12 protein-coding genes are annotated in these 14,520 nt (G+C 54.2%); 5 read left to right on the top strand and 7 right to left on the bottom strand.

What is annotated here, in order from left to right; all coding sequences use genetic code 11:
• Positions 1–347: 347 nt before the first annotated feature.
• Positions 348–1,640, bottom strand: a complete 1,293-nt coding sequence (locus ABD920_RS10780) for a hypothetical protein (RefSeq protein ID WP_345158915.1) — start codon at positions 1,638–1,640, stop codon at positions 348–350.
• A 185-nt stretch (positions 1,641–1,825) separates the two neighbouring features.
• On the opposite strand from ABD920_RS10780, the gene ABD920_RS10775 reads away from it, so the two are divergent.
• A complete protein-coding gene (locus tag ABD920_RS10775) occupies positions 1,826–2,002 on the top strand; it encodes a hypothetical protein (protein ID WP_345158913.1) in 177 nt (58 codons plus the stop codon).
• Between the two features lie 60 nt (positions 2,003–2,062).
• Here the strand turns inward: ABD920_RS10775 and ABD920_RS10770 are convergent, their stop codons facing one another.
• The 3 genes from ABD920_RS10770 to ABD920_RS10760 form a co-directional block, all read right to left on the bottom strand.
• On the bottom strand, positions 2,063–2,701 hold the full coding sequence (locus ABD920_RS10770) for a DapH/DapD/GlmU-related protein (protein ID WP_345158911.1): 639 nt from the start codon (positions 2,699–2,701) through the stop codon (positions 2,063–2,065).
• A 42-nt stretch (positions 2,702–2,743) separates the two neighbouring features.
• Complete coding sequence (locus ABD920_RS10765; protein WP_345158909.1) at positions 2,744–3,712, bottom strand: nitrilase family protein; 969 nt, start codon at positions 3,710–3,712, stop codon at positions 2,744–2,746.
• Positions 3,713–4,035: 323 nt separating this feature from the next.
• A complete protein-coding gene (locus ABD920_RS10760; RefSeq protein ID WP_345158908.1) occupies positions 4,036–6,897 on the bottom strand; it encodes a TonB-dependent receptor in 2,862 nt (953 codons plus the stop codon).
• Between the two features lie 821 nt (positions 6,898–7,718).
• On the opposite strand from ABD920_RS10760, the gene ABD920_RS10755 reads away from it, so the two are divergent.
• Together ABD920_RS10755 and chrA are read left to right on the top strand one after the other, a co-directional pair.
• The gene (locus ABD920_RS10755; protein WP_345158907.1) at positions 7,719–8,582 is read left to right on the top strand and encodes a chromate resistance protein ChrB domain-containing protein; all 864 of its coding nucleotides are present in this window, start codon (positions 7,719–7,721) and stop codon (positions 8,580–8,582) included.
• Positions 8,583–8,822: 240 nt separating this feature from the next.
• Positions 8,823–10,184: a chromate efflux transporter gene (gene chrA / locus ABD920_RS10750; RefSeq protein WP_345158905.1), complete on the top strand. Its 1,362-nt coding sequence runs from the start codon at positions 8,823–8,825 to the stop codon at positions 10,182–10,184.
• A gap of 86 nt (positions 10,185–10,270) precedes the next feature.
• Here chrA and ABD920_RS10745 read toward each other — a convergent pair whose 3' ends face one another.
• The 3 genes from ABD920_RS10745 to ABD920_RS10735 form a co-directional block, all read right to left on the bottom strand.
• Positions 10,271–10,735 carry an RrF2 family transcriptional regulator gene (locus tag ABD920_RS10745; protein WP_345158903.1) on the bottom strand — a complete coding sequence of 155 codons (465 nt, stop codon included), beginning with the start codon at positions 10,733–10,735 and terminating at the stop codon, positions 10,271–10,273.
• A 254-nt stretch (positions 10,736–10,989) separates the two neighbouring features.
• Positions 10,990–11,481 carry a DUF2231 domain-containing protein gene (locus ABD920_RS10740; RefSeq protein WP_345158901.1) on the bottom strand — a complete coding sequence of 164 codons (492 nt, stop codon included), beginning with the start codon at positions 11,479–11,481 and terminating at the stop codon, positions 10,990–10,992.
• A gap of 1 nt (position 11,482) precedes the next feature.
• Entirely contained in the window at positions 11,483–11,800 is a 318-nt protein-coding gene (locus tag ABD920_RS10735) for a hypothetical protein (RefSeq protein ID WP_345158900.1), read from the bottom strand.
• Between the two features lie 356 nt (positions 11,801–12,156).
• Here ABD920_RS10735 and ABD920_RS10730 point away from each other — a divergent pair, with 356 nt between their 5' ends.
• Together ABD920_RS10730 and ABD920_RS10725 are read left to right on the top strand one after the other, a co-directional pair.
• Positions 12,157–13,257 carry a DUF4856 domain-containing protein gene (locus tag ABD920_RS10730; protein ID WP_345158898.1) on the top strand — a complete coding sequence of 367 codons (1,101 nt, stop codon included), beginning with the start codon at positions 12,157–12,159 and terminating at the stop codon, positions 13,255–13,257.
• A 96-nt stretch (positions 13,258–13,353) separates the two neighbouring features.
• A complete protein-coding gene (locus tag ABD920_RS10725) occupies positions 13,354–14,469 on the top strand; it encodes an imelysin family protein (protein WP_345158897.1) in 1,116 nt (371 codons plus the stop codon).
• Positions 14,470–14,520 lie beyond the last annotated feature (51 nt).

The following is a 14,520-nucleotide window of genomic DNA, read 5'->3' as shown; positions in this document are numbered from 1 at the left end:
AATTTTATCCGGAGTACCCCCTCTGCCAACACGCAGGTTCTACAGGCCCGAAGCCAACGCTGCTTTAAAGTTTGGCCGAAACCCGCTTGAGTATATATGCCCTGTCCTGTATCATCCTTAAACTGATAAGCAAGGGTTCTGCCAACCTGCGTTCGCCGCGTGGCTGGCGCCTGAAAACAACTCGCTGCAGCTGCTCGGGTACTGGATAGACAAGCGGAGGGTATATATATAAGGGCATGCGCTTTGGCCAGATCCGATAGGCAAAGAGGCGACTGACTATGTAGAGCAGCCGCCTCCGTGCAAATCAGCTCTCAGACTTTGGGAGGTGCCGGCAAGGAGTGTTCCGGTTATTTGCCGAACAGGTAGTTGATGCCTATGTTCGTTGAGCCGGTTTTATACTCCCTGCTGGTGTACCGGGTGATAGTGCCGGGTGCCAGGTACATGGCCGTTACTTCATACCTGTTACGGAGTGTTATTCCTGCTCTAAGTGTATAAGAGGCCCAAATAGGCTGCAGAACTCTGTAATCTTTATTTTCATATACCTTTCCTTCCTGGTTGAGCCTTGGGTAAAAATGCTGTGTTGTGCTGTTGTTCTTATTGTAAAGGGAGTAGTTCAAGGCTAGCCCCGCCCCGGCGTATATTTTAAAATCAGGACGATTGTAGATATTGTAAAGAACCTGGGGAGATATGGAAACCGTGTGTTGCGCCACGTAATAGAACCTTTCATCATAGCCACCCCCTCCGGTTTCCTCTGTTGTTTTATGTTTGAAATCAGCGCTGGTGAGACTTGCCTCAAACCTAAAACGAAGCTTTTGCACGTTGCTGTTCAAAAAGATATCGTTGCCAACAGTCAGGCGTGGCATGTAAGAGACCGGGTGCTCGTCTGCCTGCGCAAAAGGGTCATCCCCATAAACGCTCATCGTGCTTCTGCTTAAGGCTACCCCGGCAAACAGCCGGGAGCTTATTTTTCCCTTGCTCTCCAACCGGGTGTCCTCCTCGCTCAGCCCATTTAACTTACTTACTACCCTGAGCAGGTCGTGCTCGGAGTACGCTGCCTCTTCTATCTCGCGCTGCAGTTTGTTGGTGAGGGTGCCGTAGTGGCGGGCAACGTTCAGCAACTGGCCTATGTAAAAGCGCTGGGTTACCAGCTGGGAGCTGTTGGAGGCTTTATAGTATCTTCTATAGCTTAGTTCCTGCAGGTTTTCCTCGCCTCTCAGCCGAATGAAAAACCGTTCTTTCCATTCATCCTTGTAGCGGTACAGCGTTACCTTGTCTCCATGCTGCAGTATGTTTAGAAACAGAGCGTCCGTAGCCACCCGGGTATCGGCCTTGCCCACAACCAAATTGTCTTTGTCCACCTGGTCCATTGAAATAGGCCCTTCGTAGCTTTGGAAAGCCTCCATGCCTGTGATCTCAACATAGCGGGCGGTTTTAGGCGTGTACTGCTGTTCGGCGTTGCCGCTTGCCGTGTTTCGAAACGTTATTGCTTTGGGGTTCAGGTCCCATTCCCGGTAGTCGATCGCACCGCGAAGCGTGTCGCCAGCTGGTGTGACCACCAGGGCCGGTTTGAAATTTGACTGCGCGAAAGTCAGGGAAGAAAACAAAAAAGTAAAGAGAAAAGGGGGGATAAGTCGCTTCATTTAAAATAGAGTTGAGGTAAATAAGTCAGGGGTTATATATTAAGCGTTAAATATATAGTTTATTTGAACTTATATAGGATGGATCGTGAATTTTTTCGAGATAAATGTAGAAGTGGATTCGAAGAGCAGAGCAGGAGCCGTCCGGCCCGGAGATGGATGTGCTGGTGGATATGAACAGCAGCCTGATGAATACCGAAGACGGCAAGCCCAAAGCCAGCCTGCACCGCCAGACCGAGCTGGACATGCTCCTGACCCCGGAGTTCCGCAGCCTGGTGGGCAAGAAGTTCACCCTCATCCACTACCGCGACCTGACCTGGGCCAGGGGGCTGGAAATCAGTAAAGCCGCTGCAAAGAAGCATTAACGAAAGGGTGCGCGTACGGCGGGTGCGTTTGGGCTGAAATAAAAGAGGTAGGGGCGCAGCCTACTGTTTCTCCTGCTCCTGCCCTCCGTGTCGCACCGTTTGCTCCACCAACTCCAGCCGCTTCACAACGGTGCCTTTCGCCAAGATGGTACCGGGAGAAAGCACCGCATTTGCCCCGATTTTACAGTTATCGCCCACCAGCGCGCCAAACTTCTCTGCACCAGTGTTGATCATGCCGCCATTCAACACGACCCATATCTGCTTTTCTGCCCGCTCATTGTAATGGTTCGCGACGATGGAACCGGCCTCGAAATTGACGTTGCTCCCGATCAGGCTGTCGCCAACGAAGTTGAAGTGTGCAACAGCGCTTTGGTGCAGGATGATGCTTGATTTGATCTCACAGCCTGTCCCGACCGTCGTGCCTTTACCCAAAAACACACCGCCCCTTATATAGGCATGCGCCCCTATAAAGCAACCTTCCGAAACAATAGCAGGGCCTTTCAGCACCACGCCTTCCTCTACCGTGGCCGATCTGTGAACAGCTATCCCGTTTTTCATGATGTAGCTGTCGTCGAGGCGGCGGATCATCTCCTCTATGATACCGGGCAGGTCTTTGGTGAGTTGCCATGGCAAGGCATCCTTGTGCGCGGCAAAGGGGCCGGAGAAGCCGGCGATATAGCTGTCTATATATAAGTTCATGTGCGGTGAAATGTTAAAGCCTAACCTTTGGAGGCGCTTGTTTCAGGATTTTTCAGTATCAGGTTCTTTGTCCTTCAGCCAAACGGGCTTGGTTTCGGATTGATGGGCTGCCCCTAAAATATCGCCGTACAGCTCCGGCTTGCGGGCGTTGCGGTAGCGGTACCCGCCGGCAAGGGTTAGCTTGTCTTCGGTGAGCGTGGCGACGCTTATCTCGTTTTCGAAGCTTTTTATCTCCGTCAGCACCTCGCCGTAAGGGTCGAGGATCAGGGCATTCCCGTTTTTGAGATGCTCGCCGTCGTACCCGATCGGGTTGCTGAACACATAATACACGCCGTTGTCGAAGGCGCGGGCCGGGAGCCAGCGCATCAGCCACCTGCGGCCTTTGGGCCCGTCGAACTCGAGCCGGAGCGGCACCGGGTCGGTGTGCCTGGCCTGCCACAGCGCGTCGGCCACATAGCCCCGGCCCGGCATGGCCGACGGCGTGCACATGGTGACGTGCGGGGCAAAGATAACCTCAGCGCCTAAAAGCGCGGTGGCCCGCACATTTTCGACTACGTTGTTGTCGTAGCAGATGAGGATACCGCACTTCCAGCCTTTCAGGTCGAATACGGTATAGGCCGTGCCTGCTTCCAAATAGGTGCTGATGAAGGGGTGGATCTTGCGGTGCTTGGCAATAAAGCCGTTTTTATCGACGCACACATAGGTGTTGTAGAGCTTGTCGTCTTCGATTTCCACCAAACCAGCCAAAATGATAATGTCATACTGCTGTGCCAGCCGGATGAGGTGCTGCGTGCTTGGCCCGTCCGGCACGTTTTCAGCGAGCGCCACCAGTTCCTCCCGCGTCAGGTCTTTCAGAAAGGTGTAGGCGGTGATGGAGAGCTCGTGGAAGCTGATCACCTCGGCGCCACGCGCCTTCGCTTTGGCCGTCAGTTCCTCTATCACGGACAGGTTATAGGCTTTGTCGCCGTCTTTTGGCTCAAACTGGGCAACGGCTACTTTCAGGTTTCTCATCCAGCGTTCATCTATGGGTTGATATGAATGGTGCATATGTACGATAATCAGCAAAGCGAATCTCCTGAAAGCCGGTAATATATAGCCTTCAACTGATTTGTGCTGAGCCTGACTAAACCAGGCTGCCGGTGACTTTATGCCGCCAGGTTCCCGGGCTTTTATCGTAGGATTAAGATAAGGATTTATAGGCCGGAACCCAAAAGAAGAGAATGGCCTCACATGCTTTTTTGCCTGCTGCCCTTACTGAAAACACAGCCGGCCCGGGTATGGCATTGCTTCAGAAGCAACGCCATACCCGGGCCGACAATATCCAATCAGATTATTTACTTAGCCAGTAATCCATCAAAGGTGAAGGCGGCATAGTAAAGCGCCCCAATGGTGGGACCTGCCGCATACTGGATATAACGGTTGTTGAAGATGTTGGCGCCTCCCACTTTCACCGTCGCCTTCAGGGACGGCACTTTCAGCGTTGCCTGGGCATCCACGGTATGGTAGGCGGACACTTTGCCGTTGGCCAGCGGACTCTCCCACAGGAAAGCATCCTGCCACCTCCAGACGATGTTGAAGCCGAGGTTTTTCAGCACCTCGCGGTTTCCGAAAGACAGGTTGGTTGTCCATTTGGGGGTGTTGAAGCCCGTCACGAATATATCCCGCTCCTCATTCGCCCGGATGTTGTTGTAGTTGACGTTGCCAGCCAAAGTGAATTTACTGAAGAAGTTGTAGGTAAGGCCCAGCGACGAGCCGTAGTTGCGGTAGGTGTTTTTCGCGTTGGTATATACCCGGTACCTCGTTTGCCTGGCTCTGTTTGCCGCGAGCATGTCCAGCACGCCGGCGTCAGAACCCACCTCCCCGGAGGCTGGCACGGCCACCTCCACCTGCCCCAGAAAACCTGAGTAGGCATTCAGGTAGGCATCTACGTCTATCACAAACGAGTTTTGGAGCAGAACGCTTCTATAACCAACCTCAAAGGAGTTGATGCGCTCTGGGCTGGTGGCGGCCAGGTTGGTGATGTTGAGCAGGCTCTTGTTTTGCAGCGCCGCCTGGTCTGCTGTCAATCCGTTTGTCACGTCGCGGTTTACGGCCGCGTTAAACGCATTCACGGATGCCAGGGTGTAGGAGTTGTCGAGGTAGCCCAGGCCCTCGTTTATATAGGACAGGCCGCCCACGCGCCGCACGTTGCCGTTGTTCACGTAAGAGAGCGCCTCGAACAGCGACGGGAATCGAAAGCCGTTCTGCACCGATGCCCTAAAGTTGTGGTGCTCCGCCAGGGTATATACCGCCGCGAGGCGCGGGTTAAGCTTCGGGTCGAACTCCGGGTTGTAGTCCAGGCGCAGCGAGCCGTAGAGCTTCAGTTTGTCTTCAAAGAAAGCCTTCGTCAACTGGCCGAAGGCGCCGAACTTCTTGTAGTAGACGTTGTCGCCGCCCGGCAGTGTCCGCTCATTTATCGGCCTGGAGAAATCCACGAAGTTGTTGCCGTCCGGTATCACCTCATATACCCGGGCATCCACGCCTAGCAGCAAATCAGCGAAATCCAGCTTGTCTTTCAAGTCCCACTGGGCATCGGTGTGGTAGAGGCGGCTTTGCTGGGTGAGCCAGGCTCCCCCGGTGGCCGGTGCCCCCGGAATCACGGCCCCGTTGTCCCAGTTGTTGATGCCGATGATGGTGTTCTTCAGCGCATCAAACGCTGCGGTGCCCGGCTCCACCCGGCCCAGGTCTGCCGCCTGCCTTGCCCGCTCCATGGCGGTGGCCAGGTCCGTGTCCTGGTCCAGCTCGGCCTGCAGCGCGGCTTTGTATTTGGCTCCCCACACCGGGTTGGTGCCCCCGCTGGTTATATCCAGGTTATCCACCAGCGGCTTCACGTTGTAGGAGTCGCCGGTGTTCTCGATGGATAGATAGGACCTGACAAAATAGTTGGCCCCTTTCAGCTCCAGCCTGTGGTTCTGCACCAGCACATTGTCGAGCTGTATTTTGTTGCCCCGCTGGAACACACCGTCCATTTTGCCCACACGGTAACCGTAGGACAGCTCCGCATTTTCGTTCAGGCGGTAGTGCAGGGAGGCGTCAAACTTCAGATTGTCTACGGTGGGGCTCACCACGTCGCGCTCCCAATACCCCGTTCTCCTCACCAGGAACGTCTGGCTTTTGCCGCCGTATTGCACCCCGCTGATGGTCACGGCGTTGTTGTTCTCGTCGCCGTACTTGTTCCAGGCGTCGTAGGCGGGGTTGTTGGCGCCGGCCAGCTCCGGGAAAGCCGGGTTCGCGGTGTTCAGGTTATTCGGGTTCTGGTCGGTGGCGGTGTTGGCGCGCCAGTCGGTGCCGCGCATATAGCTGGCGTTTATCTTAAAGGCCCACTTGTCTTTGAAGGCTTTGGCATACCGGATGGCTGTCTCTGTCAGAATACTGGGGTTGTGGTCGATGCCGTCTATATGGTTCACCCCTGTCTTTTGATATATGCTCAGGCCCTGGTACAGGAAGGGGCTTTTCGTGATGAGGTTCGCCATGCCGTTGATGGCGTTCATGCCATATAAAGCGGAGGCGGCACCAGGTGTGATCTCCACGCTGGCGATGTCCAGTTCCGTGGGCCCGATGGCGTTGCCGAGCGGCACACCCAGCGTGGCGGCCTGCATGTCCACGCCGTCCACCAGCTGCATAAACCGGAAGTTGTTCGGGATATTAAACCCACGGGTGTTCGGCACTTTGAAGGTAAGGCTGGAGGTGGTCATTTGCACGCCTTTCACGTTCTCCAGCGCATCGTAAAAGCTGGGGGCGGGCGTCTCCCGGATGGCCCGGATGTCGAGTTTCTCGATGGCCACTGGAGATTGCAGCTGGCTTTCCTCCATGCGGGAGGCTGATATAACCACCTCCTTGCCGAGCATGGTCTGCGTCACCAGCGCGATGCTCAGCCGCGAGCCGATGCTTTGCACCTGTACTTCCTGCGGCTGGAAGCCAATGGAAGAGAACACCACGGTAAACGGGAATTTCAGCTTGGTGCGGAGCACAAACGCACCCGAAACGTCGGAAACAGTGCCGGTAACGGTGCCTTTTATATAGACGCTTACGCCAGGCAACGGCTCTTTTGTGTCCTGATCCACCACCTGGCCGGTGACTTCTATCAAATTGCTTTCCTGCGCGAAGGCAGCAAAGGAAAGGAACAGTAGGTATATAAAGAGAGAAATTTTTTTCATGGTAGATTTCTTGAAATTTGATTGATAGAACACAACTCCTCCTGACTTTCAAGCCACAGCATCAGCCGGTGATTGACCTTCCCACTTCTTCTCTCAGTCTTCCGGTTGCTGGTATGGCAGGAGAATTACTTGATATAGAAGCAGGGGAAAGGCCGTTAGCGGCGTTAGAAAAAGGCAAAGCATACTTAAATCAGCCTTGCAAGGGATTCCGGATTACAATGTTAGCCGCTCTTCTAAAAAGAAGATAGCACGGAATTAACCTTTGGCATCCATTTTACCTTTCGGCGGATTTTTAATCAGGAGAAGCGTTGTAAGATTTTAACTGACTGAAATATTTACCCTCGGGATGGAGGGATTTGGAAGTGCGGCAGACAAGGATGCTGCGCAGCTGCTGGCATTAGCAACAACAGCAACAATTGTTGTGCGTGATAGAGACTGATGCGGTGCTGGCGGAGGTGAAATAAACTGTTCTCATGGTGTAGGGAAGTTTATTATATAATCTCTATAGATTTAGTATACAAATAAAGTGCTTATAGCAATCTCCTCCAAGAAAACAGCTGAAATTATTTTTCTACTTCAGAAAAAAACCGAAGTATATCAGGATAAAAAATTTGAATGATCTTTGTCGTTTATCCTGAAAACGTAAACTTGTTGCCCTATATAGGATAATACGGACTATAGATTTGAAAGCCTTGGCTGCTTCATTAATCAGGTTTATGGTTATATATACGCAGGGCCGGATCAAGGCGCGACACCACAAAGCAACACTTCCCGTAATGACTGATAATTTTATTCGACCCTACCTGTAAAATCGTTGGCTGATGAAATGGATCACGCGCGAACGCCCCAAGATCGACCGGCTGGCCTGTCCCTGGCTGATCAGGAGATTTATTGATGAAGAAGCGGAGTTCATCTTCGCGCCCCTGCCCCAGATCAGGGAGAAGGCCCTGGAACTGGAGGCTGTCCCGTTTGACATTCCGGATGTGGAGTTTACGCACTACGAGGACCGCTGCACCTTCGATTACTTTCTCCGGAAGTATAACCTGAAGGACCCGGCGCTGCAGACCATGGCGCCTATCGTGCGGGGCGCCGACACCGACGACCACAGCCTGGCCAGCCAGGCTTCCGGGCTGTGGGCCATCTCAGCGGGGCTTGCCTATAATATAAAAGATGACCACGAGCTGCTTGAAAAAGGCATGCTTCTCTATGATGCCCTCTACAGTTGGGCAAAGCATCTGCAGCAGGAGAAACACACGCAAAGCCCGACCGAGCAGCTGCTCCTGCAGGTGTTCCACCGGTACATCAGGCAAAAGAAGGGGGCCGGAAAGAAGGTGCCGGCCTGGGCCGAGGGGCTGCGGGAGGTGATCCAGGACCAGATAGACACCAACCTGACCCTTAGCCTCAAGGAGATCTCGGAGGGACTGAACGTGCATCCGGCTTACGTGTCGCGGGCGTTCTCCAAGTACTTCGATAACCTGTCGTTTGGGGAGTATATCCGCAAGCTGCGCATTGAGAAAGCCATTCACCTGCTCCACACTTCGGCGTATTCTTTATCGGAAATAGCCTACCTCACCGGCTTCTCCGACCAGAGCCATTTCACGCGAACGTTCAAAAAACACACCGGCAAAAGCCCGTCGGCCTACAAAAAAAGCCTGCCAAAAGGTAAAGACGGTTCCAAAGGTTAACACTGTGCTATTTTTTACCTCCAGGACCTGTTACTATTGTACAACAACATATGCAATGGGAGGAGGACCCTACCAGTGCATTGTTCCTCTGCACCGGGGCACCTTTAGCTTTGAGATACCTTCTGGCTGGCCCTATACTTAGCTGCCCTGTAGAGTACCGAAGCGGGGCTGCACGCATGGCGTAGGATGTGGGAATTTATATATGCAATATGTTAGCCGCCGGGGAATCTTATGGAACAGATGACGTATCAAAACAACGAAACAAAGAAAGAAGTGACGACCACACCGCCACCTGCCAAGCCCAGCTTCCGGGAGGCCTTTTTGTTCTGGCTCAAGCTGGGCTTTATCAGCTTTGGCGGGCCAGCCGGGCAAATCGGCATCATGCACGAGTTTGTCGTGGACCAGAAAAAGTGGGTTTCCGACGCCAAGTTTCTGCATGCCCTCAATTATTGCATGCTGTTGCCCGGGCCGGAGGCGCAGCAACTGGCTACCTATATAGGCTGGCTGCTGCACGGCGTGCGGGGAGGCCTGGTGGCAGGTGTTTTCTTTGTGCTGCCCTCGGTGTTTATACTGCTGGGGTTGAGTTTGGTGTATGTCACCTACGGCAGCATCCCGTGGGTGTCGGCGCTGTTTTATGGCCTGAAGCCTGCCGTGGTGGCCATCGTGATCCTGGCGCTGCTCAAGATCGGTAAGAAGTCGCTGCACAGCTGGCTGCACTATGTGGTGGCGCTGGCGAGCTTTATCGCCATCTATTTCGCGGGAATTCCTTTTCCTTATATCATCCTGAGTGCGATGCTGCTGGGATATGTGGCGCAGAAGCTGCTTCCCGCTTTCTTTGAAAACAACAACGGCACCTCCTCAAAGAGCGAGAGGGAGCAGGAGTATTACATTAATTCCCAAAGTGCGACGGCTGAGACTAAATTTAATGGAGTACAGATTGTCAGGAGAACGGGCATCGCGGTTGTGCTGTGGGTGCTGCCATTCCTCATTTTCTATACCGCCAGCAGCGGGTTTGGTTTCTGGAAGGAACTGTCGCTGTTCTTCACCAAAGCCGCACTGGTTACGTTTGGCGGGGCTTATGCGGTGCTGCCCTATGTGGCGCAGGTGGCGGTGGAGAAGCTGCACTGGCTGACGCAGCTGGAGATGATTGACGGCCTGGCGCTGGGCGAGACCACTCCCGGCCCGCTGATCATGGTACTGGCCTTTGTAGGGTTTATGGCGGGCTACCACGAGTACGGCGGATCGCTGCTGATGGGCGCCCTCGGGCTCTTTACCACTACCTACTACACGTTCCTGCCGTGCTTCCTTTTTATATTGGTGGGAGGGCCTTTAATAGAACGGACGCAAGGCGATGCCCGGGTAAAATCTGTGCTGGGCGTGGTGACGGCTGCCGTGGTGGGCGTGGTGCTGAACCTGACAGTTTACTTCGGAAGAGCGGTGGTATTCCCGGAGGGTGCGGGCAGCGTGGATCCCTTCAGCCTGGTCTGGATCATCCTGTCTTTTATAGCCATGTACCGCTTCAAAGTGGGTATGATCACCTGGATCATCGTCAGCGCACTGGCCGGGCTGGGGCACTATTTAGCGGGTATATACCTTCTGTAAAAGTCGCAGGCGGCTTTCGAGTAGCATGCGCGATCGCGCTGGGTGTGAACCGGGTGAGAAGCGATACTTTTATATATAAGCCGGGCTCAGGCTTTTCTATCTGTGGGGATGCTGTCTTCCGCTTCCGCCACCAGGCCCGAGAGGGCCTCGAGGTTGCTGAGAAAGGTGTTGTCGAGGATTTCGGCGGTGGCGTCGCGCACCTTTTTCATCACGATCCGGATCTCGCAGGTGGCCTCGTCCTGGCACTCGTCGCACTTGCGGTAATACAGCTGGCTCACGCACGGGATGGGTGCCAGCGGGCCATCCATCATCCGGATAATATTGCCGACAGAAATCTCAGTGGGGTTTTTAGCCAGATAATAGCCCCCGTTTTTGCCCCGCACACTTTGCAGCACCCCGTTTGTTTTCAGGTCCACCAAAATCGCCTCCAGGAACTTACGCGGTATCCGCTCTCGCTCAGCTATCTCAGAGATGATGACCAAACCTTTGTCGTACTGCCTGGTGAGGTAAAGTAGCGCCTTAAGGGCGTATTTCGCTTTTTTTGAAAGCATGCGGTGTCGTTATGTTAGAGGCAAAGTTACACCTTTACAAGATAAACAGGAAGCACATAGTTCCTCCGGCCCCTGTGCGTGATTCGTGAAGGAAGGGGGATATAGGTGCGCTGCCACCTTCCTCTGGCCGAAGACAGGCAGAGCCTTGATAAGGGGATGGAATACCTCTATAGACCAACTGTACTGTCCTATATAAAACAGGCCCTTGCCAGTAGTGGCAAGGGCCTGTTTTATATGGGGCTTTCGCCTTTGGCTTAGAAGCCGGCGCAGTCGCCGGCAGGTACGTTTACGCCGCCTGCCTGCTGGTACACCACGCGGGCACCCAGGTGCCCGGCATAGGCCAGGAACCCCGAACCTACCACCATCAGCAGCACGACCACTACCTGCAGCAAGCCTGTTTTAAACCTCACCAGCTTCAGGCGCAGGCCCAGTTCCAGGGCGGTTGCCGCCGAAAAGGCATAGGCCAGGTTGTAGGCCGCTATTTCGTGGTCCTTCAGCACCGTGGGGTCGCACAACTTCCGGGATACGATGCCGTCCGCCATATCGCCGGTGTAGATGCTCAGCCAGGCCAGCAGGGTGCCGGCGTACAGCAAATACGCGCCGCCTCTGTGCCAGAAGTCCGCACGGCTGTTGGGCAGGAAAAGCGCAAGCAGCTTTGCAATGGTTGCCAACAGCAGCAGCGCGATTGGGAAGTGCACCGAGAGCGGGTGCCAGATCTCGGTCCGCCAGAAGGTTGGGTCACTCATGCTATTCCAGGATCCTGACCGCGATCGGATCCAGTCTTTGTCCTACCTTCTCTACCTGCACCTCCACCTGCTGGCCTGTCTGCAACTGGTCGAACGCCACCGTCTCGCCGTTTCTGGTGAGGGTGGTATTATCTGTGAAATACAGTTCCAGTACCTGGCCTTCGGCTGTTTTTACATAGATCTCTGTCTTATCCGCCTCTACTTCGTCCACGGTGCCCTGGTACGTGCCTGACTCCACCACATCCGTGCTTTCCTGGCAAGAGTAGAGGAACGGAGCCATCAACAGAAAGAGAATGGCAATCAATTTTGCGTTTTTCATAGTGCTTACAATTAAATATGAATTTTATCAAATATAATAAAAAATGTAAAAGTGCCTGAATAAAACCGATGAGCCGGCAATCCCGCGGGTGCACTGGCTTTTAATTTCCCGCCATAACAGCCGCTGTTAATAGAAACAGATAGGGCATTCGCATTTTTAAGCTTAGGGCTACAGAGCACGGTTGTCGATATATAATCGGCGGTTATCTTCCCCCTACCCATATTCTTAGTTCTCCCACATAAAGTTCCACCTTATTTAAAATAATTTTAAATAAGCCTTGACTGGTTGAGCAGTTCGGCTTAGCTTTGCTCAACTATTTATAATAAGTCTAAATTAAAACAATAGAATTTATAGCAATGATGTTTACAAATTTCAATTTCCGCTCGTTTGCGTTTGCCGTTGCGGCTTGCATGGCTTTTTCTTCCTGCTCCGACGATAAAGATGATGCGCCTTCTTATACTGTTCCGGAAACCTATGATTTTGAGAACGTAAGCTACTCCGGGCAGACGCAGCGCATGCAAATGCTGTCTGAGTTGGACGCCTACATCAAAACGGGTAACACTGGCGATCAGTTAAGCGCCCTGACAATGAAGCAGATGTACGCCAATGCGAATACCCCGTTCGCGGACGCGGGCCTGAACAGCTCGGGCAAGCAGCTAAGGGATAAAACAATCGAGACAGCGCAGCCAGAGTTTGAGGGTTATTTTGAGGCAGTGGCTGCGGCCAGTCTTTCAGACGGCGCGTCTGCGTCAAATGGCAACGCAGGTTTGCTGACTACTGCAGACGGAACCAGAACGTACCTGGTGGATGAAAACGGGATTGAATACGGCCAGCTGATCCAGAAGGGCCTGATGGGGGCCGTGTTTTACTACCAGGCGGTAGAAGGGTACCTGACCGATGAGAAAATAGGCGCGGCGGTAGATAACAAGACTGTTGCCGAAGGCGAGGGCACGAAGATGGAACACCATTGGGACGAGGCTTTCGGCTACTTCGGTGCCCCGAAGGATTTCCCCGCCAACGTGAGCGATGCCAAATTCTGGGCGAACTACAGCAACCAGGTAGATGCCGCCCTGGGAAGCAACGAGGCCCTGATGGATGCCTTCATTAAAGGGCGTGCTGCCATCTCCGCGAATGACATGGCTGGCAAAGACGCTGCTGCTGCGACTGTTCGCACAGAGTGGGAGCGCCTGGTAGCCGCCGCCGCCATACATGAATTAAACGCTGCAAAAAACAACCTGGCCGACCAGGCAAAGAAAAGCCACTACCTCTCAGAGGCGATCGGCTTCGTGATGGGCCTGAAATATAAAACAGATCGCAAGCTGACGGATGCTAAGTACAGCGAAGTAATGGACAGGATCGGCGAGAACCTCTACGACACCACCGGAGACGACATCGCCGCTGCCATCGACATCATCAGCACCGCCTACGACATGAACGATATCAAAGGGCAGTTGTAGGCTGGCTGCGCCTTTAGAGGAGCATAACTTATATATAAGCAGCAGTAGTGGCCGACAGACCACCACTGCTGCCTTTCTCATTCATATATGCGTCACATGAAATTGTTTAAAACCTATACCGCCGCCATGGCCTGCCTTTTCGCGCTGGCGGGCTGCGGCTCCGAATCAGAGGGAGACACGGATCCGAAAGGCGAATTCGACCGGCAGGCCATGCTCGCCAATTATGCCGACAACCTGGTGGTGCCGGGCTACGAAGCCTTCGCTACCAAAGCCAAGGCCATGGAAGCCGCGGTGGCAGCGTTCACCGGGGAGCCTTCTGCCGCCACGCTGGCTGCCGCCCGCGCCGCATACCAGCAGGCTTATATGGCCTGGCAGGGGGTGAGCATATATGAATTCGGGCCGGCCGATGAGCAGATGCTGCGCAACAACCTGAACATATACCCGACCGCCGCGAGTAAGATAGAGAGCAACATCGCCTCGGGCAGCTACGACCTGCAGGCGGCGGCCAGCCTGGATGTCAAAGGTTTCCCGGCGCTGGATTACCTCTTGTATGGCGCTCCTTCGCAGGAGGGGGAAGTCGCCCTATATACCACGGATGCCGGTGCGGCAAACCGGAAACAGTATCTGCAGGATGTGGCCAGCCTGGTCAGTCACCGCGCGGAGGCTGTCTACAACGGCTGGACCAGCGGCAACTACGCCGATACCTTCGAGCAGGCGGCGGGCACGGCGGTGGGCAGCGCCATTGGCAACCTCGTGAACCAGCTTAACTATGATATTGACCTGACCAAACGGGCGAAAGTGGGCTTCCCGAGCGGCCGTTTTACAGCGGGCAGCGCCTTTCCGGAGAAAGTGGAGGCCTATTACAGCGGCACTTCGCTGAAGTTGCTGAAGCAGGCCATCCGCGCCGAGAAAGCCGTGTTTATGGGCCAGTCGGCCAGCGGCACCAACGGCCCGGGCCTGGACGATTACCTGGACCATGTGGAGGCACCCTACAACGGTGGGTTGCTTTCGGAGGCCATCGAAGCGCAGTTTGATGCCGCGCTGGCCGCCGCCGAGGCGGTACAGGGCCCGCTTTCAGAGGCTGTGAATACGCAGCCCGAGGCCGTGACGAAAGTATATGACGCCATGCAGAAGCTGATCGTGCTCACCAAAACCGATATGCCGGCCGCCCTGGGCGTTACCATCACCTACACCGACAACGACGGGGATTAACGTGTAATTTATATATATAGGGAGAACTTCAGCAAAAGCAGCATCAAACCA

The organism is Pontibacter saemangeumensis, from assembly GCF_039541895.1.
GTDB lineage: Bacteria > Bacteroidota > Bacteroidia > Cytophagales > Hymenobacteraceae > Pontibacter > Pontibacter saemangeumensis.
Note: the sequence above shows the minus strand (reverse complement) of the source record. Positions and strands in the feature narration are given on the sequence as shown.